Raw genomic sequence first — 26,177 nt, 5'->3', positions numbered from 1 at the left:
CCTTCGAGCCCATCCGGAACATTTGATCCGCATGCGTATTATTTGAACAACACGTTATTGAAAGGCTCGCAATTTCGGGGAAATTCAGGCTTGTCTGCCCTAATCAGATCTCTATGCAGACCTGAGGCGCGGGGCGAGCGCCTCATGCAAAGGCCAAGGAGGCATCTGTCATTTTATGCAAGCAACGTGGGGTAGCCGCGATCAGATGACGCCGGTCGAGCGCATGTCGGCCAGGCGCTTTTTCATGTCCAGCACGGCGAGCATATGAGCGTCGCCTTTGCGTAGCGCGACGCTGGTCGAGAGAATATCGATAATGACAAGTGCAGCGAGCCGGGACGTGGTCGGCGTATAGACATCGGTATTTTCCAGCGTCTCCGCAATCACCGCGACGTCCGAGAAACTGGCCAGTGGGCTATTCGATCCCGTGATCACGATGACGCTTGCGCCGCGTTCGCGGGCGGTCCGCGCGACCTCGATCAGCGAACGGGTAGAGCCGGTGTTCGAGATGGCCACAACCGCGTCACCGGGCTTGAGCATGGAAGCCGCAATGAACTGCTGGTGCGAATCCTGATGCGCGACGCACGGCACGCCGAAAAGCGGAAACTTCTGCTGCGCGTCCAGCGCGACAATGCCGGATGCGCCAAAGCCGAAGAACTCGATCCGCCGCGCTTTCGCCAGCAAATCCACCGCCCGCCCGATAGCCGCGAAATCCAGCTTCTTGCGCGCCCAGTCGAGGCTCGTGATGGTGTAGTCGAAGATCTTGGTGGCAATGGTTTCCGGGTCATCGCCCTTGGCGAGTACCGAGTGCGTGGCAGGGGCGCCGAGCGCCAGGCTCTGCACCATGCGGATCTTGAAGTCCTTGAAGCCGCTGCAGCCGAGCGTCGCGCAAAAGCGCAGCACGGTGGGCTCGCTGACCTGAGCGTTGCGGGCAAGCTCGGCGAGGTTGATGTCGGAGATCGAACCCAGGTTTGCAAGGATGTACTCGGCCACTTGCCGGCTGCCGCGGCGAAGGCCGGGACGCGCGCGGTCGATCAGTTCGAGGATGTTGTAATCGGGCACTTGGTGTTCCTTCGTTCAGGCGTAGGGCCAGGCCGCCAAGTGTATCGGACTCACGGATCGGACTCACGGATCGGACTCACGGATCGGACTCATGCGTCGGACTCATGCGTCGGATTAACTAGCGGCGCCAAAAACGCGCGCCGCGTTGCGACAGGACCGCCGCGACGATGATCACGCCCATCACCACTTGCTGATGGTAACCCGGCACGCTGGCGAGGTTCATGATGTTGCCGATCACCCCCAAAATCAGCACGCCCGTCAGCGTATTCAAGGCACCGCCTTTACCGCCCGCCAGACTCGCGCCGCCGATCACGACCGCGGCGATCACGGTCAACTCGTCGCCCACGCCGACCGTCGGTGCACCGACCCCGGCGCGCGATGTCGAAATGATGCCGGCAAGCGCCGCGAGCAGTCCCGAACTGACATAGGTGCCGAGTACATGGCGCGCGACCGGTACGCCCGACAGCCGCACGGCTTCCTCGTTCGATCCGATCGCGCGGACCACGCGGCCTGCACGAAGCCGGTTCAGCGCAATCCCGCCAATCACGAATACGATCAGCATCACGAGGGTCGGGCCGGGTATGCCGAAATATGAATGACGGCCGAAGTCGAGCAGCGCCTGACCTGGATCATCGACGAGGATCGGCGAACCGTTGGAGACAATCATGGCGACACCGCGCGCAACGGTCATCATCGCGAGCGTGACGACAAACGGCGTGAGGCGGAACCACGCGATCAACGCGCCCGATACAAAGCCGCATAGACCACCCACCAGCAGCGTGACGAGCAGCGCGGCACTCAGGCCGTACTGGGGGATGAGCATGGCCGAGACCACGCTGCCCAGCGCCGCGATGGAGCCGACCGACAAGTCGATACCACCGGTCAGCACGACCAGCAGCATGCCCACGGACATGATGCCGACGCCCGCGACCTGACGCGAAATGTTGGACAGGTTCGCCACCGAGAAGAAATCGCTCGACACGAATGACGCGGCGATCACGAGCACGATCAGGATGGCAACCGTGTTGAAGCGGCGCGCGACCGACCACCAATGTCTTGCGTGGCCCGATTGCGCCTGATGCGTCTTCTGAGTCTTCTGGGTCTTCTGGGTCTTCTGAGTGGCAGCGCTGGGATTCATGATGCGAGTCTCCGGATCTGGTTTAGTGGGTAAGCGCTGCGGGCGCTTCGTCCGGTGCGCGACGCAAGGAGAGCGAGAGGATCTGCTCTTCGCTGTAATCGGCGGGCTGGAGTTCGCCGCGAATCTCGCCTTCGCCCATCACGAGAATGCGGTCGCACAAGCCCATCAACTCCTGGTGCTCCGACGAGATCACGAGCACCGCCTTGCCCCGTTCCGCGAGCTGGTTGATCAGCGTATAGATTTCCACCTTGGCGCCCACGTCGACACCGCGCGTAGGTTCGTCGAGGATGATCAGGTCGCCGTCCGCATGAAACCATTTGGCGAGCACGACTTTTTGCTGGTTGCCGCCTGATAGCGTGGAGACGTCGGCGTCCATCGAACGGGCCTTGATGCGCAGTTGTTCCATCAACTTTTGAACGAATGCGCGCTCGCGGCCGAAGGCGAGGAAACCGCCGGGGAGGCTGACGGATTTAAGCGCAGCGAGCGTGGCGTTGACGCGGATCGGCATCGATAGCACCGCGCCCTGGCCTTTGCGGTCTTCAGGGACGAAGCCGATGCCGGCCTTGACGGCTGCCATTGGCGAGCGGACAGCCAGCAGCTTTTGCTTCAGTTCGATGGTGCCGGAGTCACGCATGTCCGCACCGAAGATCAGCCGGGCAACTTCGGTGCGTCCAGAACCGATCAGGCCGCCCAGTCCCACCACCTCACCTGCACGCAGCGTGAACGACACATTGCGCACGGCATGGCCGCGTGCCAGGTCCGTGACCTTCAGCACTTCGTCGCCCAGGCTTGCGTGACGTTGCGGGAACAGCACTGAGAGCGGGCGGCCGACCATCTTGCGAATAAGTTCATCCATGCCGAGATCAGCAGGCTTGACGGTGTCGACGCGCTTGCCGTCCTTGAGCACCGTGATGCGGTCCGCTATGGCAAACACTTCTTCCAGCCGATGAGAGATATATACAATGCCCACGCCGCGCGAGCGCAAGCCGCGCACGATCTCGAGCAGCTTGTTGGCATCGGATGGCGCGAGCGCAGCGGTCGGCTCGTCGAGCACCAGCAGCTTCACTTTGCGGCTCAGCGCCTTGGCAATCTCGATCACCTGGCATTGCGCGGTGGATAGGCTCGAGACCAGCGCGGAGGGGTCGATATCGAAGCCGAGACTCGCAATCAATGCATGCGCATTCTTGCGCAGCGAACGCCACTCGATCACGGTCGGCAACGCGCTGAGGAATACGTTTTCAGCCACCGACAAATCCGGCGCCAATGCCGTTTCCTGATGAATCACCGCAATGCCTTCTTCCATGGCCGCATGCGGATTGCGAAAGGATATTGGGCGTCCTTCGACCTTGATCGAACCGGCATCGGGTTGATGGCCGCCGCCGATCATGCGCATCAGCGTCGATTTACCCGCGCCGTTCTCGCCGACGAGCGCATGGACTTCGCCGCTAAGGACATCGAAGTCGACGCCTTCTATGGCGTGAATGCCGCCGAAGCGCTTGTCGACGCCGGTCAGGGCGATGAATGGAATCATGAAGGTGTCTCCGGGATGCACGCGCACCGGCTCGGCCGGCGCGCGTCGCATGAACCCGTGCGTCTTTAGAAGATCGCTTTCGGGTTGTAGAACTTGTCGACGTTGTCCTTGTCGATCACGGCGGACGGTGTGTACGAAATCTTCGGCACGTTGCTCGCCTCGCCCTTCGCCGCCTTCATGCCAATGTCCACCGCCGTGCGCGCGACGAGTGCCGGGTCGTTCAGTGCGGTCGCGCCGTACTTGCCTTGGCGGATCAGATTGAGCGCTTCCTTCTGACCGTCGGCGGCCGCCACCAGCGTGATGCCCTGACGGTTCGCACTTTCGATTGCGCGGCGTGCGCCGAGGACCATGCTGTCGTTTTCGCCGAGCACCATGTTGATGTCCTTGTTGGCGACCAGCAAATCTTCCATGGCCTTCAACCCGCCTTCATCCGACCAGTTGCCCCAGCCCTGACCGACGATCTGCATGTTGACCTTGCCGGTCTTGGCGAGTTGCGCTTCGATGATCCCTTCCATCACGCCGTCACGACGTTCCTTGCCGACCGGATTGCCTTTCTCGCCGGAGATCAGCGCGATCTTCAGCGGCTTGTCGCCCATGGTGTCGACGACCCATGAGCCGACCAGCGCACCGTTCTCGCGATTCGACGATTGCACGAGCGTCAGGTAGTTAGCCTTGGGGTCGAGCGTACTGTCGATCACGACCACTTTCACGCCGGCGGCAGTGGCTGTGTTCACCGCATTGACGAGACCTTTGGGATCGGCCGGGTCGATGATCAGCACCTTGATGCCACGGGTCAACATGTCTTCCACGTCCGAGATCTGCTTGCCCATCTTGCCCTGGGCGTCGGCCGTAATGACGTCGGCACCGTTTTCCGTAGCACGCGCTTTGGCTGACTCCATGGCAGCCGAGAAGTAAGGCGCGTTGAGCACCTTCATGGAAATGCCGACTTTCATCTTGTCGGCAGCAAACGCCGGGGCCGTTGCAACTACGCTTGCCACTGCCAGCGCTACACCACACATCACCTGCTTCACGAACCGCGTCATGTCTCCTCCTTTTGTTAGGGTTTGGCGGTTTTAAAAAACATAAAAACTGTTGAATCAGTGCGGCAACAACTTTCCGGGATTGAGAATGTTTAGCGGATCGAGCGCGGCCTTGATGGCACGCATGGCGGCAAGTTCGGCGGGGGTACGCGACAACGCGAGCACCTTCAGCTTCTTCGTGCCAATGCCGTGTTCCGCCGATACAGAGCCACCCATCTCTCCGGTCACGCCGTACACCACCGCCTGGACCTTGGGCGCCGTGTCCTGCGGCCAATCGGGTTCCTGAACGACGATATGCAGATTGCCGTCGCCGAGATGTCCGTAGATCAGGATGGTCGCGTTGGGCCAGTGTTCGCGAAGCTGCTGTTCGCATCGGTGAGCGGCAACGCCTACGTCGGCGATCGAGAAGCTGACGTCGAAGGAGACGCGGCCGGGAATCAGCCGTTGATATTCACCGGGCGCGTCGCGAATGGCCCAGAACGCGGCGGCATCCGACTCCGACGAGGCGAGCGCGGCATCGCTGATCAGTCCTTCTTCGAGCATGCCGGAGAGGAAGTCTTCGAAGGCGTCGGCCTGACGTGCGGGATCGGCGCCGCTGCTTTCCAGCAGCACGTAGAACGCATGTTTTCCTTCAAGCGGCGCGCGTAGTTCGGGCAAGCGCGACAGCACGAAATCGTAATAACCGGGCCACATGACTTCGAATGCGGACACCCCCGCGGGCAGGCTTTCCTGGGCGCGTCGCAACAATGTGGTCACGGCGTCGTAGTTCGGCAGGCCGCACCATGCCGTGGATACCGCGCGGGGTTTGGGCCGCAAGCGCAGCACGGCGCGCGTGATGACGGCCAGCGTTCCTTCGCTGCCGATCAACAGGTTGCGCAGGTCGTACCCCGTGTTGTTCTTGATCATCTTGCGCAAGCCGCCGACGATGCTGCCATCTGCCAGCACGGCTTCGATATCGAGCACCTGGTCGCGCATCATCCCGTACTTGATTACGCGGTTTCCCCCCGCGTTGGTCGCGAGATTGCCACCGATCGTGCAGCTTCCGCGTGCGCCGAGATCCAGCGGAAACATGAAGCCCGCAGCGTCGGCGGCTTCCTGGACGATTTGCAACGGCGTGCCGGACAGCACGGTCATGGACGCGCTGACGGAGTCGATACTTTCAATGCCGTTCATCAGTTCCAGGCTCAACGCCACTTCTGCGCCGAGGAAAGTCGCGCCCCCTGCGAGCCCCGTCAAGCCACCTTGCGTGACCACCGGTTGCCGGTGCTCATGGCAGATCCGCAGCGCAGTGGCAACGTGTTCCGTATTGCGCGGCCGGATCAGCGCCAGCGGCTCCTCGCACGGCATGCGGCTCGAGTCCGAATTCTTCCTTCCGGTGAACTCGTGCGGCAGGCTGACCACATCGGCTCCGAGTGCCTCGCGCAGCGCGTTCACGGCGCACTGCGAAGGGCTGCGCTCAGGGGACGGTTGTTCGTGCATCAAATCTCTCCAGCGGGGTTGGCGCGCAGCGCTCTTGAAGGCCGTCTTGCCTTGCGTACGACTTTGCGTATGACACAACGTTAGCAGGAATAACGTTGTGTCTGCACATCATGAACGATAGTATAGCTATCATTATCTAGAAATAAAGAGCTAAAGCTTCGGGGATAACCCCCATGTTTTGAAATTGTGTTAAATATATCATTATTAAAACTAACGTTTAGCCTGCGATAACACTCACCGAGGTTCATCAAGGCGAAGCGACTCGCACTTTCAAGGAGATGGACCCGATGCAATGGCCTGAACCGCGTTCCTTCGATGTCGACTTGCAGACCGGCTTGATGACCGGCACCGGCTCGCGTTATCAGAAGTTCCTGCGCGACCTGGACGGGCTGTATGCCGATCCCGCCGCGTTCGACGCGCTCGCAGCCGCTCGCGGCGATGAGGTGGTGTATGAGGTCACCGACCACCGGCCCAACAGCAACCCGGGCGACCTGATCACCGGCGTGACCCGCATGAGTCCCGGCAAGGTCGGCGATGAGTTCTTCATGACGCGGGGCCACATTCATGCGGCAATCGACCGGCCCGAGTTGTACTTCGGGCTCAAGGGTTTCGGTGTGATGGTGATGGAGTCGCCCACAGGCGATACGCGTGTGGTCGAGGTCAGGGCGAACACGGCGTGTTATGTGCCGCCGCGGTGGATTCACCGGTCAGTGAATCTTGGGCAGGAGGACTTCGTGATGCTGTTCTGTTATCCGGCGGATTCGGGTCAGGACTACGCGATCATCGAGCAGTCGAACGGCATGAAGTTGCGTATAGTCGATGACGGTGCGGGCGCATGGCGCAGCGTACCTAACCCGCATTACAAGCCGCGCACGGAGCAGGAAGTCGACGCTCTGCTGGCGCGTGGCGTCATGGCCCGAGAAGGAGTGTCGAGATGAGCGCCTATCAATCCGCCGTGCGGCCCACGTTCTATTTCATCGGCGTGACGACCGCACAGAGTTCGATCATGCGCGTGTTCCCCGAATGGGCGAAACATCTCGGCCTGGGCGACGTGGCAATGAAGGGCATCGATTTCCAGCCGCACGCTTCGCCCGAAGCGTACCGGGAGGCGGTCCAATTCCTCAAGCATGATCCGCTGTCGCTCGGCGCATTGGTCACCACGCACAAGATCGATTTGTACGCGGCCTGTCAGGCCATTTTCGATGTCATCGATCCGACCGCGCGGATCATGGGCGAAACGAGTTGCCTCTCCAAGCAGGATGGAAAATTCATCTGTCATGCGAAGGATCCGATCACGTCGGGTTTTGCACTCGATGGTTTCCTCCACAAGGATCACTTCGCCACCACCGGCGCGGAAGTTTTTTCGATGGGCGCGGGCGGGTCGACCATCGCGCTGACCTGGCATCTGATGCAAAAGGAGCGTGGCGCGAACCGGCCGTCGAAGGTCATTGTGTCGAATCGATCGGCTGGCAGGCTGGAGGAAATCGAACGTATTCATCGCGAGCTGAAATTCGATGTTCCATGCGAGTATGTCGTTGCGCCGAAGGCCGAAGATAACGACGCCGTCTTGCAGCGTTTGTCGCCGGGTGCGTTGGTGATCAACGCCACCGGACTCGGTAAGGATGCGCCGGGTTCGCCGTTGAGCGACGCGGCCGTGTTTCCGGAACGCGCGGTCGTCTGGGATCTCAACTATCGCGGCAACCTGGTTTTCCTTGATCAGGCACGGGCTCAGGAAACCACGCGCGCGCTTCAGATTGAGGACGGCTGGACCTACTTCATCTATGGCTGGACCCGCGTGATCGCCGAAGTCTTTCATGTCGACATTCCGGTGCGCGGCCCCGCGTTCGACGAGATCAGCCGGATCGCGGCGCAAGCCGGCAAGCCGGCGCCCGCTCAACCCATTTAAGGATCCCTGCATGTATCTCGACAAGTTCAAGCTGACCGGCAAGATCGCCGTTGTCACCGGCGCGGCGCGAGGCATTGGTCTCGCCACCGTCGAGGCGCTGGCCGAAGCCGGCGCGCTGGTTGTCCTGACGGACATGAACGCTGACTTGCTTGCCAAGGCAGCCGAAACGCTGGCATCGAAAGGCTTGCGTGTGGAAACCGAGCGCTTCGATGTCACCGACCCCGGCGCTGCCCAGCGCGTCAACGACGCCGTTGTCGCGCGCCACGGCCGCGTGGACGTGCTGGTCAACAACGCGGGTATCGCGATCTCGAATCATCCGGCTGAAACCATGACCGACGAGATCTGGAACAAGGTCATCGACGTCAACCTCAATGGCGTGTTCTGGGCTTGCCGCGCGTTCGGCAAAGGCATGCTCGAGCGCGGTGCGGGGAGCATCGTGAACGTGGGTTCCATGTCGGGGTTTATCGTCAACCGGCCGCAGGAGCAGGTGAACTACAACGCGTCGAAGGCGGCGGTTCATCATCTGACGAAGTCACTGGCAGCGGAGTGGGGCGCGCGGGGTGTGCGCGTGAATGCCGTCGCGCCGACGTATATCGACACTGAGATGAACACCTATGTCTACCAGGACAAGGAGAAATTGCAGCACTGGGTTGGCGGTACGCCGATGAACCGGATGGGACGCGTTGATGAAGTGGCAGCGGTCATTCTGTTTCTCGCCAGCGATGCTGCAAGCCTGATGACCGGATCGATCGTCCTGGCCGACGGCGGTTATGTCTGTTGGTGATGCGTCGACGTCGCCAAGCCTTCGCGCTGAAACGTTCCATACGTCATTGCGCGACCGGCTTCTCGATCCACGCTCCAGCCCTCGATCTGGTGAAGTGACGCTGTACTGGTTAGGTCAAGCGGGTTTTGTGATCGAGTTCAACCGGTTCAGGATGTTGATCGATCCCTACCTGTCCAATTCGCTGGCGCAGAAATACCAAGGCACGAAATTTCCGCATGCGAGGATGATGGCTGCGCCCATCCTGCCCGATGAACTGGACAGGCTGGATGTCGTGCTGTGCACGCACCGGCACACGGATCACATGGACCCGGGGACGTTGCAGCCGCTAGCGATAAGATTTCCAAAGGCCCGCTTCGTCGTGCCCGCGGCCGTGGTCGATGAAGCTGTCAAACGATGCGAAGCCGGCATCGATCGCCTGATTGCGGTGAATGCGGGCGAGCGCACGGAGATTCTGGACGGTTGTTTCGTCTCGCCTATAGCATCCGCGCACGAGACGCTGGACCGGGACGCGAACGGTAATTATCCGTGGCTCGGTTATGTCATCGATGCCGGGGGCGTCCGTTTGTATCACTCAGGCGATTGCATTCCGTATCCGGGCCTTGAGGAAGCAGTCGCGGTGCATGCCCCGCACGTTGCGTTGTTGCCGGTCAATGGACGCGATGCCCAGCGCAGCGGCAATGGCGTTCCGGGCAACTTCACGCTTGACGAAGCGGTGACCTTGGCGCGCAACGGTGGCGCCCGCGCGATGATCGCGCATCACTATGGCTTGTTCGATTTCAACACGATATCGAGCGATGTGATCGACCGGCGTATCACGCTTGAGAAAGCCAATGGCTTTGAGATGTTTCGTGCGCAGCAGGGGCAGGGGTGGCGTTTGCGGTAACACATTGGTTTCCGCAAACGCCAGTGGTCGGATTCAGAGTCCCGATGGTCGATTATGACCACACCGTAGTCGATACCCTGTTCTAGATCGGAGACCGGCTTATAGATGTGCTCCTCGCGGGTAACACAGCCGACAGTACGAGGGTCAAGACAATATTGACTCCCAGCGCGAGCACGCCGATATAAACCGGATACGTTGCGTTACCCAGATGAACCGCGTAAATGGGCTTGATGCCTTGCATGAACGCCAGCGTGGTCCCAAGTCCAATACCCGCCAGCCACCCGATAAACAGCGCAGGCAGCTTGAGGCAGCGCGTATAGAGTGAAAACACGACGGCGGGAAACGTCTGCAAGATCCAGACGCCGCCAAGCAATTGCAGATCGATTGCGAACTGCGTTGGCAGGAAAATGATGAATACCAGCGCGCCCAACTTCACGGCCAGCGATACCACTTTCGCATTGGTCGCTTCCTGCGACGGCGTGATATTGGGTTGGATCAGCGGCTTCCACAAATTGCGCGTGAACAGATTGGCCGAACCAATCGACATGATGGCGGCGGGCACCAGCGCGCTGATCGCAATCGCAGCGGCTGCGAAGCCGACAAACCACGACGGGAACAATTTGAGGAACAGCGCGGGCACCACATCGGTCGCCGACGTCACTTTCACGCCTGCCGCAATCGCCATGTAGCCGAGGAGTGCAATCAGGCCCAGCAGCAGCGTGTAAGCGGGCAGGGCGATCGCATTTTGCTTGATCGTCTTCGCGCTTTTCGAACTTAGCACGCCCGTCAGCGTATGCGGATACATAAAGGCCGCCATCGCCGACCCGAATGCCAGCGACGCATAGGCCGTGAACTGGCTAGCCTTGAGCGTGATGCCCGTCGAACCGCCTTTCGCGGTGAAGAAGTGATCTGCCGCGTCGAATACCGACGCATAGCCGCCGAGCTTGCTGGGAATGAGCCAGATTGCCGCGATCACCACGATATAGATCATGATGTCTTTGACAAAGGCGATCATGGCCGGCGCGCGCAAGCCGCTCGCATAGGTGTACACGGCGAGAATCACGAAAGCGACGACCAGCGGCAACTCGCCGGTCACCCCCAGGCTCTTGATCACCACCTGCATGCCGACGAGTTGCAGCGCGATATAAGGCATGGTTGCAATGATCCCCGTCAGGGCGATGGCCGCTGCAAACCAGCGGCCGCCGTAGATGCCCTGCACGAAGTCAGCCGCTGTGATGTGATTGTTCTTCTGACAGGCCGACCACAACTTTGGCATCACTGCAAAGACGAACGGATAGACGATGATGGTGTAAGGCAGCGCGAAAAATCCATAAGCGCCAACCGCATAGACCAGCGCGGGCACGGCGATCACTGTATAGGCGGTATAGAAATCGCCGCCCACCAGGAACCACGAAATGACGGGGCCGAACTGCCGCCCGCCCAGACCCCATTCGTGCAATTGGGTGAGGTCGCCCGCCTTCCAGCGCGCCGCGAAAAATCCGAGCACCGTGACCAGCGCAAAAAATCCAATGAATACGAGACCGGAGGTCCAGTTGAATGTCGTCGGCATTATCGGACCCACCTGTAAACCACGTATAAAATCAACGACGTCAACGGCACCCACAACAACTGGTACCAATAGAAAAACGGGAAACCCATCAATGAGGGGTGTGCTTCGTTATAAAAGGGCAGCCACAATAAGGCCACGTAGGGAATCAGCAGCAACAGCGTGCCCGCTGTGCGTTTTCCGCTGGGAATGCTTTCTGAGCTCACATCAATCTCCTGGATTCAGTTTCTTTTGGAACTGGAGCCGGAGTATTGGTGGAATTTCCTGAGCCGCCTTCCGTAGTAATACGTAGAGGGGCGCGGCGTGATCGAACGGGGACAGGCAAGGCTTGCGCAGAGCGTATCGTTCAATCGTCAAGCGCGGAATCACCCTACGTATTACTACGCAGACCCAGAGTCGCTTGAGAACGCCTGGCTGTCTCGATGGCACAATCCGTATTGGGCGGCACCGTTCGCCCGGCAGTCTAACTTCTACGCGGAATCTTTTGGATGCGACTCTCTTTGCACGGCATGAGACGTAAGTGGTTGCTGCTCGCTCTTCTGCCGTTCATCGGAGCAATGGCTACGATCGCCATCGCGGTGTCCTTGCAAGCAAGCGCCTTGTCGAGTTCGGAGCAGAGCGCCATTGCGGCCGCTTACCGCAGCAGCAAGGAAGTCGAACTCAAGAATTACGTCGCGCTAGCCGAAAGCGCGGTCGCGCCGTTGTACAACTCCGGCCGTGACGATCCTGACACGCGCGCTCAGGTACTGGCGGTATTGTCCAAACTGGAGTTCGGTAACGACGGCTATTTCTTCGTCTATGACCTGCAAGGCAATCTGCTGATGCACCCCAGGTTGTCAGGGCTCGTCGGGACCAATCTATGGTCCATGCACGATCCTAACGGCGCGCTTACTATCCAGTCCCTATTGAAACAGGCGAGGAACGGCGGCGGTTTCGTGGAATATTTGTGGGAGCGCCCATCGACTCATAAGCTCGAACCCAAGCTGGGTTATGTCGTGACTTTCGAACGGTGGGGATGGATGGTCGGTACCGGCATCTACCTGGACGACGTCAACATGGCGCTCCTGCAAACCGGGCGGCAGGCGTCGTCCAATATTCGTCATACCCTCTTCCTGATCGGGCTAATAGGTGCACTTGGCATGGGGTTCATTGGCGCGTGCGGCATTGCATTGAACGTGACCGACCACCGTAGCTCGGACGCACAACTGAAAATCATGGCTCGCCAAGTGGTGGAATCACAGGAGGCGGAAAGAGGCCGCCTCTCACGTGAGCTCCACGACGGCATTAGTCAGATGCTGGTGTCGATCAAGTTGTTGCTGGAATCGGCGCTTGCATTCAAGCCGTCGAACTCCGATCGAAACGACGCAAGCGGGCCACCCATACAAAAAGCGCTGGCGCAAACTAATCGAACGTTGGCCGAAATCAGGCAGATCTCTCACGATCTGCGCCCGGCAATGCTGGACGATCTCGGCCTGGGCGCCGCGCTTAGGCAACTGGCACTCGAGTTCAACGAAATGGGCGAGACGCCTCACACGAACATTGCCGTTGATGCTGCGTCAAGCGATGCGCATCCCTTGCCCGACGCGGTGAATACCGCGCTGTTTCGCGTGGCGCAGGAAGCGCTGACGAATATCCAGCGTCATGCGCGTGCATCCAGCGCACGCATGACGCTGGCCTGCGCGCAGGGCCAGGTGATCCTGACTATCATTGATGACGGCGTCGGTTTTGGTTATGACGCAGTACAGTCCGATCCCCGGCGAGGAATCGGACTGCGCAATATGCGCGAGCGTGTGGAGTCGCTTAACGGCGTATTCGTGATTCAATCGCGACAGGGAGGAACCGAGTTGAAAGCGGTCATTCCCGTCGACCTTCCTTCATTTGCATCGGGCCGCGCCAGGACATGACAGGCACCATCGACATTTTGTTAGTAGACGATCATCAGCTTGTGCGCGACGGCTTGAGGTTGCGGCTGGATGCAATCGAAGGTTTTCGGGTGGTGGGCGAGGCGAGCAATATGCCCGAAGCGCTAAGCGTGATGGAGCGTCTTCGACCGCATCTGGTCTTGACCGACCTGAGTATGAAAGGCGGCAGCGGAGTTGCGCTCACGCGGGAAATACGGGTGCGTCGACCGGAGATGCATGTTCTCGTTTTATCGATGCACAACAATGCGGAATACATGGCCGAGGCCCGGGCGGCAGGCGCGAGCGGGTACGTCCTGAAAGATGCGCCTGCCACGGAAATCATCGCGGCTATTTACACCATTCTGGGTGGTGGCAGCTACTTCAACGATCACCTCAAGCAAACTGCCGCACTGCCGAAAAAAAGCCTCGCACCCGACTCCGTTCGCTACCTGCAGACGAAAAAACTGACGCCTCGCGAGCAAGAGCTGCTTCGAGATATAGCGGACGGTTTGTCGAACAAGCAAATTGCAGTTTTGCACGAACTTTCAATTCGGACGGTGGAGACACACAGGATGTCCATCAAGCGGAAACTGGATATTGAAGGTCAGGCGGAACTCATCAAATTTGCTGTCGAGTTTTTCAGCGCATAGTTGCGGATATGTCGGGCCTGCGCATTCGGATAACCCATTCGAATGCGCAGGCTGCGAAAGAATCTCACTTAACTACGCCATTGCGACGAAGGCCCAATAACATCGACAACCTGCCGGTGTGCTAGTCCGTCATCCCCTCGCGCAACGCAACCGCAAGCCCCGTTGGCGCCGCAGCAATGCCATTCCCATTCGAACCTAGCGGCGCACCGGCAAGGTCAGTGACCTGGCCTCCGGCTTCCCGGACCAGCAATGCGCCGGCAATCCAGTCGTATAAATCATTGCCGGTTTCCCAATAAGCATCCAGCCGTCCCGCAGCCACATAAGCCAACTGCAGCGACGCGGAAGCCATCTGCCGCACTACAAACACACGCCGGGACATTGCGCCAAGCAAGGCAACCGATCGACGATGTTCGCCCTCGTCGCCGTATCCAAACGGAGGTAACGCGGTGGCAACAACCGAGGCGCGCAAATCCGACTTTTCCGATACCCGCAATGACACACCGTTAAGCGTCGCACCGCCGGATTGAGTCGCGACAAAAAGCTCATGCAGCAATGGTTCGTAGACAATCGAAAAGACCGGACGACCTTCGCTGATCAAAGCCAGCGAACCGGACCATAGCGGCAGTCCCTGAACATAGTGATATGCGCCGTCAATCGGGTCATAGACCCAGTAGGGGCTAGCACCAGCTTCATCGGGTTTATCCGGCTGCGCCTCCGAACCGGACCATCCAATGCCCGGGTAATGCTGGTTCAGTGCCGATCGCATCATGGTTTTGGCCCATGTGCTTGCTTGATTGACACGGTGTATGAGCTGATTGACCGTCTCGTCCGGCTTGGACGGCGCGGCCGACGCGGCTAACTGATCGGTGATGCCACGGATCAAGGCGGAACAAACATAAGGATCGCTAATTGTCATGAGATGAGGTCGTTGGTCAAGGGCAGGTTTTCAACCCGCAAAGGAATCGGTCAAAAGATTTTTCGAAACGTTTGATAGATAATACGAGCACCAGCTCACATCGGCTACTCGCATTCCGGACATGACGCCAACGCGCTCCGCTACCCGCCTCAACCCCAGAAAACAACCGGCTCAGCCACGTTCGAGCCGAACCGTGGGCGTCATTCTCGAAGCGGCGGCTCACATTCTCGAACAGCACGGCTTCGAGGGTTACACCACCAATTCGATTGCTGAGCGAGCAGGCGTGAGTATCGGCTCGCTTTACCAGTACTACCCCGGTAAGGACGCGATCACCATCGCGTTGATCGAGCAGGAGTCGGCAGTCTTGCTGGACGCCGTAGTGAAGGCGGCTCGCATGGATGACTGGGCAGACGCGCTAAGGTCAATGATCCGCGCGGCGACAGCGCATCAACTTACCCGTCCGAAACTCGCACGGCTGCTCGATTTCGAGGAGACCCGGTTACCGTTTCCGGCGCATGCGGTGCGCGTTGGCAGCACCATTCAGGCAGTCATTGTCGAAGTGCTGAAGAAGCGGCCGGAGCATTCGGCTGAGGACGTTGCTGTCCTGGCCTACGACATTTTGGCGATCACCCGTGGATTGACCGACTCCGCAGGAGAGCGCGGTGAAACGGACATCGGCGAACTGGAAAGCCGGGTGATCCGAGCGGTCTTCGGTTACCTGGAACGCTCGTAGGTCAGCGGCCCGCCATCCCTCAGTTTATTCATCCACCGCGCCTTTCACGACAGCCGCTTCACCCTCCTGTTCTTTCCAGGACGGGCTCTCCCGCGCCACCCACGCCTTGCAACGCCTCCCTGAAACCACCCACGTTCGCATCTAATATTATGGAATACCATAATATTGAAACGCTTGATTTGCGACATTCGATGGAATACCGTAATACCAGCCGCAACGTTCAAGCGGTCGATACGAAGCGGGCGCTCGGGTTCATCGCGCCCGCAGCAAGACGGACTGTTTCACTGCACATAGGTCGATCATGAAATTCTCGCTGTTTCTCCATATGGAGCGTTACGACGCGCATACGTCGCATCGGCAACTCTTCGACGAACTCACCGATCTCGTCCTGATCGCGGAAAAGGGCGGCTTTGAAACCGCGTGGGTCGGCGAGCACCACGCGATGGAATTCACGATCGCGCCGAACCCCTTCATCAACCTTTCGTACCTCGCGGCACGCACCGAACGCATTCGCCTCGGTACCGGCACGGTGATCGCACCGTTCTGGCATCCGATCCGCCTCGCGGGCGAAGCCGGTATGGTCGATGTCGCGAGCAATGGGCGTCTCGACCTCGGCATTGCGCGCGGTGCGTATTCCTTCGAATACGAACGCTTGCTGCCAGGCCTCGACGCGTTCGGCGCGGGCGCCCGGATGCGTGAACTCGTGCCGGCATTGCGGAACCTGTTCAAGGGCGACTATGCGCATCAGGGCGAGTTCTGGTCGTGGCCGTCGACCACGCCGGTGCCGCGCCCGATCCAGCAGCCCAATCCGCCGATGTGGCTCGCCGCGCGTGATCCCAATTCACATGAGTTCGCGGTGAGGAACGGCTGCCATGTGCAGGTCACGTCGCTAGCGGCGGGTGACACTGAAGTGGTGAACCTGATGGACCGATTCAACGCGGCCTGCAAGGCGAACCCAGACGTGCCGCGTCCGCAGATCATGATGCTGATGCACACCTTCGTGGGTGCGGACGCCGCGGAAGTCGACGCCGCCGTGGCAGACCTGAGCCGCTTCTATTGTTATTTCAGCAAGTGGTTCAAGAACGAACGGCCGGTGGAGCAGGGGTTCATCGAACCGCTGACGCAAGCCGACATCGCTTCGTTTGCGCAGTACACCCCAGAGCAGATTCGCAAGAACCTGGTGATCGGCCAGCCCGCCGATGTCATCGACCGGTTGAAACAGTATGAAGAACTGGGTTTCGATCAATACAGCTTCTGGCTCGACAGCAACATGAGCTTCGAGCGCAAGCGCCGTTCGCTGGAGCGGTTTATTTCCGACGTGATGCCCGCGTTCGACGCTCGCTAAACCGGAGCAGATGACATGTTGCAGAAGTTGCAGAAGTTCCAGCATTACATCGATGGCGAATTCAGCGACGCCTTGCAGACCTTCGACAGTATCAATCCGGCGACAGGCGAAGTTTGGGCGACCATGCCCGCAGCCAGCGCAGCCGACGTCGACCGTGCCGTCAAAGCTGCGGACCGTGCGCTGTTTTCACCCGAGTGGGCCAACCTGAACGCGAGCCAGCGCGGCAAGCTGCTGTACCGGCTTGCCGATCTGGTTGCTGCCAACGCGCAGGAACTGGCTGAGCTGGAGACGGCCGACACCGGCAAGATCATTCGCGAGACGCGCGGTCAGATTGGCTATGTCGCTGAGTACTACCGTTATTACGCGGGCGTGGCGGACAAGATTCAGGGGGCCTATCTTCCCGTCGACAAGCCTGACATGGAAGTGTTTCTTCGACGCGAGCCGGTGGGTGTCGTGGCCGGAATCGTGCCGTGGAACTCGCAGCTGTTTTTGTCGGCGGTAAAGATTGGACCCGCGCTGGCGGCGGGTTGCACGATTGTCATCAAGGCGTCGGAAGAGGGGCCTGCGCCGTTGCTCGCGTTCGCACGCCTGATTCATGAAGCTGGCTTTCCAGCAGGCGTGGTGAACATCCTGACGGGTTTTGGAGCCGATTGCGGTCATGCGCTCACCACTCATCCGCTCGTCGCGAAAATTGCGTTCACCGGCGGTCCCGAGACGGCGCGCCATATCGTGCGGAACTCGGCTGAGAACCTCGCGGCGACATCGCTGGAACTGGGCGGCAAATCGCCGGTTCTGGTCTTCGATGACGCCGACGTGGAAAGCGTCAGCAACGCGGTGATTGCCGGGATTTTTGCAGCGACCGGTCAGAGTTGTGTCGCGGGTTCGCGGCTGCTCGTGCAGCGCGGCATTCGCGAACGGTTGTTGGCGAAACTGGTCGAGAAGGCGCGGGCAATCAAGATAGGCGATCCGCAGAACGTTGCCACGGAAATGGGCCCGCTCGCTACGGTCAAACAACGTGAGCACATTGAATCGGTGCTGGCGGCAAGCCTCGCCGCGGGCGCGGCGCTGCTGACTGGCGGCCGTCGTCCCGAGGGCATGGGTAAAGGGTTTTTCTTCGAGCCGACCATTGTCGACTGCGCCACGTCAGATGTGCCGAGCGTCGCGCAGGAGCTCTTCGGCCCCGTGCTCAGCGTGATGAGTTTCGATACCGAAGAGCAAGCCCTTGCGCTCGCAAACGACACGCGGTACGGGCTCGCTTCAGGGGTCTTCACGCGCGACCTGACGCGTGCGCACCGGCTGACGCGCAGGCTTCGCGCCGGCATTGTCTGGGTGAATACCTATCGCGCGGTCTCGCCGATCGTCCCGTTCGGCGGTTATCAGTTAAGCGGTCTTGGACGCGAGGGCGGACTTGATGCCGTGCTCGACTACACCCGCACCAAATCCGTTTGGATCCGGACCTCGGACGAGCCCATCGCCGATCCCTTTGTCATGCGTTGAATACAGATAGAGCCCGCCATGTACTACGAAATCCGCACTTACAAGATCCGCACCGGCGCAGTCCCGGCGTATCTGAAGCTGGTCGAGGAAGAAGGCATTGCGTTGCAGAAACATCATCTGGGAGAGCTCGTGGGCTACTTCTTCTCCGAGATCGGGCCACTCAACCAGATCGTTCATATGTGGGCCTATACGAGCCTCGATGAGCGCGAAGCGCGTCGTCAGCGGCTGGCGGAGGATCCCGCGTGGCAGGCCTTCGCACCGAAGATCCAGGCGCTGCTGGAAACCATGGAAAGCAAGATCATGAAGCCCGCTGCATTCTCGCCGCTCAAGTAAAACCAGCCGTTCAAGCCTAGTCCTCTCGAAGCCAGCCGCATCTTTCAAGGAGCAGTCGTCATGCAGCAACCGTTATATTTGCACGCCCTGGTGCGCGCATTGATCGTTACCGCTGTTGTTTCGGTTACCGCGCCCGTGTTCGCGGCCGCTGCGCCGATCGTGTTCGCCAGTTGGGGCGGTACGACTCAATCGGCTCAACAGAAAGACTGGGCGACGCCCTTTACCCAGGCATCGGGCATTCAGGTGCTGATGGACGGACCGACCGATTACGGCAAGCTCAAGGCCATGGTGGACAGCGGTAACGTGCAGTGGGACGTGGTCGACGTCGAAGGTGATTTTGCCTATGCCGCACTGCGCGACGGGCTGGTCGAGCCAATCGATTACTCGGTGGTGAACAAGAGCCAGCTCGACCCGCGCTTCATGTCGCCGGGTGCGGTCGGGAGTTTCTATTATTCGTTCGTGCTTGGGTATAACAAGGCTTCGTTCAAGAGCGGCGGTCCTGCCAACTATGCCGATCTCTTCGACACCAAGCGCTTCCCCGGCAAACGTACGTTCTACAAATGGTCCGCACCGGGCGTGCTGGAAGTCGCGCTGCTTGCCGACGGCGTTGCGCCCGACAAGCTATATCCGCTCGACCTCGACCGCGCGTTCAAGAAGCTCGACACGATCAAGAGCGAGATCGTCTGGTGGAGCGGCGGTGCGCAGTCGCAGCAGTTGATGGCATCGGGCGAGGCGCCGCTCGGCGTATTCTGGAACGGCCGTTTGCATGCATTGCAGCAAACCGGCGTGGATGTCGGTGTGTCGTGGAACCAGAACCTGACCGCCGCCGACATGCTGGTGGTGCCGAAGGGCGCGAAGCACAAGGACGAAGCAATGAAGTTCCTCGCTGCCGCAACCGGTGCACAAGCACAGGCGAACTTCGCGGCCGAAACCGGCTACGCGCCGGTCAACCTGAAGTCGGCTGCGCTGCTGCCCGCCGATGTCGCGAAGACGCAGCCGGACCAGTACAAGGCGACGCAGATCAACCTGGACATGAAGTACTGGGCCGATCATCGCGACGAAATCGCCAAGCGCTGGTATGCGTGGCAATCGAAGTAACGCTGAAGCCAAGCAATGGCTGCCGATCATCTTGAAGGAGTTGTCATGTCGAACGCAGTGAGCACGGTCGCGGAGCCTTCGGTGCCCATGCCGAAGCTGAGCGCCGGTTTCAGGAGGGCGCGGCTGGTGCTGCCCGCCCTGCTGTTGCTGATCGTGTTCTTCCTGTTGCCGGTACTCTCGCTGCTGTTGAGAAGCGTGCTGGACCCGTCGCCTGGCCTGCAGAACTATGCGCAGTTGTTCGGCTCGACGACTTACCTGCGGGTGTTCGGCAACACCTTCTTCGTGGCGTCGGTGGTGACGGCGGTGACGCTCGTGATTGGTTTTCCGACCGCGTGGCTGCTTGCCATCGCACCGCGCTGGGTCAGCAAGCTGGTGTTCGCGATCCTGCTGCTCTCGATGTGGACCAACCTGCTTGCACGCACCTTCGCCTGGATGGTGCTGTTGCAGCAGACGGGTCCGATCAACCGCTTGCTGATGTGGCTGGGCGTGATTCATGAGCCGCTGACACTGGTCAACAACCTGACCGGCGTCACGATCGGCATGACCTACATCATGTTGCCGTTCCTCGTGATGCCGCTGCACGCGACCCTGCGCGCCATCGATCCCACCACGTTGCGTGCGGCTGCCATCTGCGGCGCGAGCCGTTGGCAGGCGTTCTGGCGCGTGCTGGTGCCCCTCGCCATGCCGGGCATAGCGAGTGGTGCACTGATGGTGTTCGTGATGGCGCTCGGATATTTCGTGACGCCTGCGCTGCTCGGCGGTCCCGAATACATGATGCTTGCTGAACTGATCGCGCAACTCGTGCAGCAATTGCTGAACTGGGGACTCGCGGGCGCCGCTGCCTTCGTGCTGCTGCTCGTGACGCTATCGCTCTATGCAGTGCAACTGCGCTTTTCCGGCCGCGCGCCGGGTGCTTCCGGAGTTCACTGACATGCTGCTCGATTTCGATCGTCTAGGACCGTTGCGCTGGGCACTCCTGGGTGTTGGCGCGGCCGTCTCGCTGTTCCTGTTGCTGCCGGTGTTGTTCATAGTCGCGTTGTCGTTCGGCAACTCGCAGTGGCTGATGTTTCCGCCGCCGGGGTGGACCTTGCGCTGGTACAGCATGCTGTTTACTGATCCGGGCTGGCTCGACTCGCTGATCACCAGCGTCGAACTGGGCGTGGTCGTGATGGTCCTGTCGGTCGTGCTGGGCCTCTTTGCGTCGCTCGCATTGACACGCGGCAGCTTCCGGGGGCGTGCGCTGCTGAAGGCGTTTTTTCTCACGCCGATGGTACTGCCCGTAGTCGTGCTCGCCGTCGCGTTGTATGGTTTTTTCCTGCGCATCGGGCTGACGGGTACGCTCGTCGGATTTGTGATCGGGCACCTGATCATTGCGTTGCCGTTTTCAATCATCGCCATCAGCAATTCGCTGGAGAGTTTCGATACCGCGCTCGAAGACGCCGCGCTGATCTGCGGTGCGAGTCCGTTCGAAGTGAAGTGGCGCGTCACGCTGCCCGCCATTCGTCTCGGCCTGTTCGCGGCCGCGATCTTCTCGTTCCTCGCGTCCTGGGATGAGGTGGTGGTGTCGATCTTCATGGCAAGTCCGACCTTGCAGACGCTGCCCGTGCGGATCTGGAGCACGTTGCGGCAGGACCTGACGCCGGTGATTGCCGCGGCGTCGTCGCTGCTGGTCGGCCTGACTGTCATCCTGATGTTGCTGGGGCTTGTCCTTAAGAGAGGTAAATCGTGAGCGCACCGTTTTTGCAAATCCAACGGCTTCGTAAAACCTACGACCAGGTGGTCGCTATCGACCAAGTCTCGCTCGATATCAAGAAGGGCGAGTTCATGACGTTTCTCGGACCCTCGGGCTCGGGCAAGAGCACGACGTTGTACATCGTCGCGGGTTTTCAGTCGCCTACCGAAGGCCGTGTGCTGCTCGACGGCAAGTCGCTGCTGTCGGTTGCGCCGAACAAGCGCAACATCGGCATGGTGTTTCAGCGCTACACGCTGTTCCCGCATCTCACGGTCGGGGAGAATGTTGCTTTTCCATTGCGCGTGCGGCGTCTGCCCGACGCCCAGGTGAAGTCGAAGGTGGAGCAGATGCTCAAGCTCGTGCACCTCGGCGATTGTCGCGACCGCATGCCGGACCAGCTGTCGGGGGGGATGCAGCAGCGCGTGGCGATTGCTCGCGCGCTCGCCTACGATCCGCCAGTGCTTCTGATGGACGAACCGCTTTCCGCGCTCGACAAGAAGCTGCGCGAGGAACTGCAGACAGAACTCCGGCGCATCCACCAGCAGACCGGTGTGACGATCCTGTATGTGACCCACGACCAGGAAGAGGCGCTGCGCCTGTCCGATCGAATTGCGGTGTTCAACAAGGGGCGCATCGAGCAGGTCGGTAGCGGCGAGGCGCTTTATGCGAAGCCGGCATCGCGCTTTGTCGCGAGTTTCATTGGCAACTCGAATTTCCTGCCGGTTACGCTGGCCGGCGGCAACGGCTCGTCGCAGGCGGTGTTTCCGAACGGCAAGCCGGTATCGGTCGGCGGTTTCGACCATGCCTTGAACGATGGCGATAACGGCGCGCTGATGCTTCGGCCTGAGCAGATCCGCATTCGCGCGCAGCCGTCGGAAGTTACGGACAGCGGTTTGCAGGTGATCGTTCGCGATGTCACTTATCTTGGCGACACCATGCACTACGCGGTCGCCACGCCCTGGGACCAGGAGATCGCGGTGCGGACATCGATCAGTTCGCGCGAGCCGAGCCTGGCCGTCGGTGCGCGGGCCTGGCTCGATTGGGAGAACGAAAGCGCCCGGGTATTCGCAGCGTGACGAACGCGCGCCGGATGAGGCCCGTCGAAGGGAATGCAATACGGGTGTGCAATACGGGTGTGCAATACTATGGGATTCCAAAAACCAGGGATTCCGGATAACAGACCGGAGACAAGGAAACCATGATCGATCAAATGCGTGTCGACCGAAGTGCACCGACGTTGCGCGAGCTGACGCTTGCGAAATTGCGCGATGCAATTTCTCAGGGCTTCTATCATCCCGGCGACCGGCTGATCGAGCGCACGCTGTGCGATCAGCTGGGCGTCAGCCGGACCGTGGTGCGCGAAGTGCTGCGCCACCTCGAGACCGAGGGCCTGGTCGAGACCGTTGCGCATTCCGGGCCGATTGTCGCGCGTCTCGACCCTGAGCAGGTTCAGGAGATCTACGAAATCCGCGCGTTGCTCGAGTCCGAGGCCGCCCGGGCATGTGCAGAGCATGCGACCCCGGCGCTGGTGAAGCAGCTGCGTGAAATCCGCAAGGAGATCGAAGACGCGTTCGACCAGTCGGACTTCAAGCGCGTGCTGACTTACACAGAACGCTTCTACGAAGCCATGTTCACCGGCGGCCACAAGCTGATGATGCATCAGGTGGTCAAGTCGCTGAACGCCCGAATCAACCAGTTGCGAGCCGTGACTATTGCGTCGCCGGGACGAGGCGCCGACTCGAATCGAGAGATGAACAAGTTGCTGTCCGCTATCGCCAAGAAAGACGGCGATGCCGCAGCGGCGGCGTCGCTTGAACATGTGCGTCGCACGGCCGGCATCGTGATGGCCACGCTTGCCGAGAGGGCGGCTGAAGCCAGCGTGTGATTGCTGCAAGGCAGCAGCTCCCAGGCTACGAAAGCCGTCGACATCGACGGTTTTTTTTCGCCTGGAGGTTTTTCGCGTGCTCTCGTAAACCCCTGAATCGTTGAAAAATTCTTGCATCCAGTAATATGGAATACCATAATACTTAGACGACGCCACAGCATGAAGCCACGGCGTTTTTGCCTACGGAGAAAACCCCATGAAACTCGAGATTCGCAAGCTGGTTACCTATGTGGAAGACACCTTCATTGAAGGCGGTAAAGCGGCCGAGCGGCCGTTGAAGTTGTTCGCCGCGGCAGCCGTGCTGCGCAATCCGTGGGCGGGGCGTGGTTTCGTCGATGACCTGCGTCCAGAGATTCACGGCCTCGCGCCGCAGCTTGGCGAGATCCTGACTGCGGAGATCCTGCGGATTGCCGGATCGGGCGAGGCGGTGGAGGGGTATGGGAAAGCCGCGATTGTCGGGACGTCGGGCGAGGTCGAGCATGCTTCGGCATTGATTCACACGCTGCGCTTTGGCAACAAGTTCCGCGAAGCGGTGGGTGCGAAGAGCTATTTGAGTTTCACGAATTTGCGTGGTGGTCCTAACTGTCCGGTCACCATTCCGCTGATGCACAAGGGCGATGAAGGCATGCGCTCGCATTACCTCACCATCCAGTTCTCGATCATCGATGCCCCCGGGCCCGATGAGCTCGTGATCGCGCTGGGTGCATCGATTGGCGGGCGGCCGCATCATCGGATTGGCGACCGCTATCAGGATCTGAAGGAGCTTGGGTCCAATGAAGCATGAAACGGTGACAAGCCATGCGTCGATGAACGGCGTGTTCGACGGCACGGCATACAGCGTGGCGGGCGAGGGCCCGGCGCTCGTCCTGATCCACGGCGTGGGCATGAACCGCAGCGTGTGGGCGCCTCAGGTGGATGCGCTGCAGTCGTGTTTTCGGGTGGTGTCGTATGACATGCTCGGACACGGCGACAGCCGCTTGCCGGCCGCGTCACCCGCGCTCGATGAATACGCGGGACAGCTTGCTGCACTGCTGGATCATTTGCAGATCGATGAAGCGCATGTGGTTGGTCACTCGATGGGCTCGCTGATCGCACTCGAGTTTGCATTGCAATATCCGCAGCGGGTGGCGAGCGTGATTGCACTGAACGCGGTGTACGACCGCACGCCGACGCAGCGGGCCGCCGTGATGCAGCGCGCGGCGTCGCTGGAAGAAGGGGGGCTTGAGCAACCGAGTATTGATGCGACCGTTGCGCGCTGGTTCGACGATCCGGTGCCGGGTCATCTTGCGCAGGTAGCGGAGCTTGTGCGTTCGTTGCTGGAGCAAGTGAACCCGGAGGGTTATGCACGGACCTACCGGTTGTTTGCGAGTTCGGACCAGGCGCATGTCGGTCGCTTGCCGCAACTCGCCGCGCCCGCCTTGTTCATGACCGGCGAGTGCGATCCGAATTCGAGTCCGGCCATGTCCCATTCGATGGCGGCAGCTGCGCCGCGAGGACGTGCCGAGATCATTGCGAATGAGCGACATATGATGAATGTCACTGCGCCGGCGATCGTGAACCAGCGGTTGGTGCAGTTTATTCGTGAAGCGACCGGCGCTTGAGCGAGGGCATGAGTCACTTCAGGTCTATGTATCAGCCGCTAATTTAAGGAGCAAAAGCATGAACGAGCCTTCCTTCGATACTGCCGAGTTTCGCCGTGCATTGGGCGCATTCGTGACGGGCGTGACTGTGGTGACGACCATTCAACCCGATGGTTCACCGCGTGGTTTTACTGCGAACTCGTTTACGTCCGTGTCGCTTGATCCGGCGTTGATCCTGGTCTGTATCGCGAAGACGGCCTCTAGCCATCCGGTGTTTTCGGTAACGCAGCGTTTTGCGGTCAGCGTACTGGCTGAAGATCAGCGGCCCGTATCGGGCGTGTTTGCTTCGAAGAGTGCGGACAAGTTTGCGCAGGTCGACTGGCATGCGCGACGTACCGGCAGTCCGGTGATGGATGGCGCCGCGGCGAGTTTCGACTGCGAGACGCATCAGGTGGTGGACGCGGGGGACCACATCATCCTGATTGGGCGCGTCGTGGATTTCACGCATACAAGCGCGACACCGCTAGGGTATTGCCGTGGTGCTTATGTGGATTTCAGTTTGTCGCAGGAGGCGTTGGCCGCGACCGGTCAGCGAGCTCAGGTTGGCGCGATCCTCGAGCATGCCGCGGGTCTTGTGTTGATCGAGACGGCATCGGGGGCATTGCAATTACCCATTGGGACGCGCTTGGAACCGCTGGCGGATGCGGCTAGTCTGCGCGGCGTGCTGGAGCGGTATCGGCTGAATGCGAATCTGGATTTTCTGTTCGCGGTGTTCGAGGAGAAGGGCGTCACCCATATCTACTACCGGGGGCGCATTGTTGATGATGCGCCTGCCGGCGCGGATGTACGGTATGTGCCGCTCGGCGCGATACCCTGGGACAGGATTCGTGACCCCACGGTTGCGTCCATGCTGCGACGCTATGTGAAGGAGAGAACGGAGGATGCGTTCGGTATTTATGTAGGCGATGTGGAGAAGGGAATGGTGCAAGCGTTAGGGTGATGCGCTCCCACTCGCCTGGATACCGATAACGCGCGGACGCGCGGATCCACGGTTTTCCCGAGCGTGCAGTGCGCATGGGACTTGTCATCGACTCTATCCATACCGGTGCCCCGGCTGCAC

26 protein-coding genes are annotated in these 26,177 nt (G+C 60.2%); 18 read left to right on the top strand and 8 right to left on the bottom strand.

Annotated elements, in window-relative coordinates:
• Nucleotides 1-201 precede the first annotated feature (201 nt).
• From BSU04_RS32865 to BSU04_RS32845, 5 genes are all read right to left on the bottom strand, one after another.
• Nucleotides 202-1,059, bottom strand: coding sequence for an SIS domain-containing protein (locus BSU04_RS32865; RefSeq protein ID WP_089164450.1), 858 nt, complete (start codon nucleotides 1,057-1,059; stop codon nucleotides 202-204).
• Nucleotides 1,060-1,177: 118 nt separating this feature from the next.
• Nucleotides 1,178-2,197: an ABC transporter permease gene (locus tag BSU04_RS32860; protein WP_089164449.1), complete on the bottom strand. Its 1,020-nt coding sequence runs from the start codon at nucleotides 2,195-2,197 to the stop codon at nucleotides 1,178-1,180.
• A 22-nt stretch (nucleotides 2,198-2,219) separates the two neighbouring features.
• Nucleotides 2,220-3,779, bottom strand: coding sequence for a sugar ABC transporter ATP-binding protein (locus BSU04_RS32855; protein ID WP_256983606.1), 1,560 nt, complete (start codon nucleotides 3,777-3,779; stop codon nucleotides 2,220-2,222).
• A 14-nt stretch (nucleotides 3,780-3,793) separates the two neighbouring features.
• The gene (locus tag BSU04_RS32850; RefSeq protein ID WP_089164448.1) at nucleotides 3,794-4,771 is read right to left on the bottom strand and encodes a sugar ABC transporter substrate-binding protein; all 978 of its coding nucleotides are present in this window, start codon (nucleotides 4,769-4,771) and stop codon (nucleotides 3,794-3,796) included.
• Nucleotides 4,772-4,825: 54 nt separating this feature from the next.
• Nucleotides 4,826-6,247: an FAD-binding oxidoreductase gene (locus BSU04_RS32845; RefSeq protein WP_089164447.1), complete on the bottom strand. Its 1,422-nt coding sequence runs from the start codon at nucleotides 6,245-6,247 to the stop codon at nucleotides 4,826-4,828.
• Between the two features lie 287 nt (nucleotides 6,248-6,534).
• Between BSU04_RS32845 and BSU04_RS32840 the strand changes: the two genes are divergently transcribed.
• Genes BSU04_RS32840 through BSU04_RS32825 form a run of 4 tightly spaced genes read left to right on the top strand, consistent with a single transcriptional unit; the run spans nucleotide 6,535 to nucleotide 9,820 of the window.
• Nucleotides 6,535-7,185: a glucose-6-phosphate isomerase gene (locus tag BSU04_RS32840; RefSeq protein WP_089164446.1), complete on the top strand. Its 651-nt coding sequence runs from the start codon at nucleotides 6,535-6,537 to the stop codon at nucleotides 7,183-7,185.
• Nucleotides 7,182-8,153 (top strand): shikimate dehydrogenase family protein, encoded by a 972-nt coding sequence (locus BSU04_RS32835; protein ID WP_089164445.1) that lies wholly within the window; start codon nucleotides 7,182-7,184, stop codon nucleotides 8,151-8,153. Before BSU04_RS32840 ends, BSU04_RS32835 begins: the two co-directional genes overlap by 4 nt.
• A gap of 10 nt (nucleotides 8,154-8,163) precedes the next feature.
• Entirely contained in the window at nucleotides 8,164-8,937 is a 774-nt protein-coding gene (locus BSU04_RS32830) for an SDR family NAD(P)-dependent oxidoreductase (protein WP_089164444.1), read from the top strand.
• Complete coding sequence (locus BSU04_RS32825; protein ID WP_089164443.1) at nucleotides 8,924-9,820, top strand: MBL fold metallo-hydrolase; 897 nt, start codon at nucleotides 8,924-8,926, stop codon at nucleotides 9,818-9,820. The genes BSU04_RS32830 and BSU04_RS32825 overlap by 14 nt, the downstream gene beginning before the upstream one ends.
• An 82-nt stretch (nucleotides 9,821-9,902) precedes the next feature.
• Here BSU04_RS32825 and mctP read toward each other — a convergent pair whose 3' ends face one another.
• Entirely contained in the window at nucleotides 9,903-11,390 is a 1,488-nt protein-coding gene (gene mctP / locus BSU04_RS32820; protein ID WP_089164442.1) for a monocarboxylate uptake permease MctP, read from the bottom strand.
• Entirely contained in the window at nucleotides 11,390-11,593 is a 204-nt protein-coding gene (locus BSU04_RS32815) for a DUF3311 domain-containing protein (RefSeq protein WP_089164441.1), read from the bottom strand. The genes mctP and BSU04_RS32815 overlap by 1 nt, the downstream gene beginning before the upstream one ends.
• A 282-nt stretch (nucleotides 11,594-11,875) precedes the next feature.
• On the opposite strand from BSU04_RS32815, the gene BSU04_RS32810 reads away from it, so the two are divergent.
• Nucleotides 11,876-13,291, top strand: coding sequence for a cache domain-containing protein (locus BSU04_RS32810; protein ID WP_256983605.1), 1,416 nt, complete (start codon nucleotides 11,876-11,878; stop codon nucleotides 13,289-13,291).
• Entirely contained in the window at nucleotides 13,288-13,938 is a 651-nt protein-coding gene (locus BSU04_RS32805; protein ID WP_089164439.1) for a response regulator, read from the top strand. The genes BSU04_RS32810 and BSU04_RS32805 overlap by 4 nt, the downstream gene beginning before the upstream one ends.
• A gap of 121 nt (nucleotides 13,939-14,059) precedes the next feature.
• Here BSU04_RS32805 and BSU04_RS32800 read toward each other — a convergent pair whose 3' ends face one another.
• Entirely contained in the window at nucleotides 14,060-14,854 is a 795-nt protein-coding gene (locus BSU04_RS32800) for an inositol monophosphatase family protein (protein WP_089164438.1), read from the bottom strand.
• A 193-nt stretch (nucleotides 14,855-15,047) separates the two neighbouring features.
• Here BSU04_RS32800 and BSU04_RS32795 point away from each other — a divergent pair, with 193 nt between their 5' ends.
• The 12 genes from BSU04_RS32795 to BSU04_RS32740 all read left to right on the top strand — a co-directional run bounded on the left by BSU04_RS32795 (nucleotide 15,048) and on the right by BSU04_RS32740 (nucleotide 26,057).
• Nucleotides 15,048-15,587, top strand: coding sequence for a TetR/AcrR family transcriptional regulator (locus tag BSU04_RS32795; RefSeq protein ID WP_306427245.1), 540 nt, complete (start codon nucleotides 15,048-15,050; stop codon nucleotides 15,585-15,587).
• Nucleotides 15,588-15,888: 301 nt separating this feature from the next.
• The gene (locus BSU04_RS32790) at nucleotides 15,889-16,932 is read left to right on the top strand and encodes an LLM class flavin-dependent oxidoreductase (RefSeq protein ID WP_089164436.1); all 1,044 of its coding nucleotides are present in this window, start codon (nucleotides 15,889-15,891) and stop codon (nucleotides 16,930-16,932) included.
• Nucleotides 16,933-16,947: 15 nt separating this feature from the next.
• Nucleotides 16,948-18,429: an aldehyde dehydrogenase gene (locus BSU04_RS32785; RefSeq protein WP_089164435.1), complete on the top strand. Its 1,482-nt coding sequence runs from the start codon at nucleotides 16,948-16,950 to the stop codon at nucleotides 18,427-18,429.
• A gap of 18 nt (nucleotides 18,430-18,447) precedes the next feature.
• On the top strand, nucleotides 18,448-18,762 hold the full coding sequence (locus tag BSU04_RS32780; RefSeq protein ID WP_089164434.1) for an NIPSNAP family protein: 315 nt from the start codon (nucleotides 18,448-18,450) through the stop codon (nucleotides 18,760-18,762).
• 60 nt (nucleotides 18,763-18,822) lie between these two features.
• Entirely contained in the window at nucleotides 18,823-19,860 is a 1,038-nt protein-coding gene (locus BSU04_RS32775; RefSeq protein WP_089164433.1) for an ABC transporter substrate-binding protein, read from the top strand.
• Between the two features lie 87 nt (nucleotides 19,861-19,947).
• A complete protein-coding gene (locus BSU04_RS32770) occupies nucleotides 19,948-20,790 on the top strand; it encodes an ABC transporter permease (RefSeq protein ID WP_373452898.1) in 843 nt (280 codons plus the stop codon).
• Between the two features lies 1 nt (nucleotide 20,791).
• Nucleotides 20,792-21,589, top strand: a complete 798-nt coding sequence (locus BSU04_RS32765; protein WP_089164432.1) for an ABC transporter permease — start codon at nucleotides 20,792-20,794, stop codon at nucleotides 21,587-21,589.
• On the top strand, nucleotides 21,586-22,668 hold the full coding sequence (locus BSU04_RS32760; protein ID WP_089164431.1) for an ABC transporter ATP-binding protein: 1,083 nt from the start codon (nucleotides 21,586-21,588) through the stop codon (nucleotides 22,666-22,668). Before BSU04_RS32765 ends, BSU04_RS32760 begins: the two co-directional genes overlap by 4 nt.
• A gap of 125 nt (nucleotides 22,669-22,793) precedes the next feature.
• On the top strand, nucleotides 22,794-23,477 hold the full coding sequence (locus BSU04_RS32755; RefSeq protein WP_179258517.1) for a GntR family transcriptional regulator: 684 nt from the start codon (nucleotides 22,794-22,796) through the stop codon (nucleotides 23,475-23,477).
• A gap of 196 nt (nucleotides 23,478-23,673) precedes the next feature.
• Nucleotides 23,674-24,261: an amino acid synthesis family protein gene (locus BSU04_RS32750; protein ID WP_089164429.1), complete on the top strand. Its 588-nt coding sequence runs from the start codon at nucleotides 23,674-23,676 to the stop codon at nucleotides 24,259-24,261.
• Nucleotides 24,251-25,078, top strand: coding sequence for an alpha/beta fold hydrolase (locus BSU04_RS32745; protein WP_089164428.1), 828 nt, complete (start codon nucleotides 24,251-24,253; stop codon nucleotides 25,076-25,078). Before BSU04_RS32750 ends, BSU04_RS32745 begins: the two co-directional genes overlap by 11 nt.
• Nucleotides 25,079-25,136: 58 nt before the next feature.
• Entirely contained in the window at nucleotides 25,137-26,057 is a 921-nt protein-coding gene (locus BSU04_RS32740; protein WP_089164427.1) for a flavin reductase, read from the top strand.
• The last annotated feature ends 120 nt before the right edge of the window (nucleotides 26,058-26,177 follow it).

Origin of the sequence: Caballeronia sordidicola, assembly GCF_002220365.1 — a bacterium.
GTDB lineage: Bacteria > Pseudomonadota > Gammaproteobacteria > Burkholderiales > Burkholderiaceae > Caballeronia > Caballeronia sordidicola_C.
The sequence above is the reverse complement of the archived record's forward strand: the minus strand, read 5'-3'. Positions and strand labels throughout refer to the sequence as shown.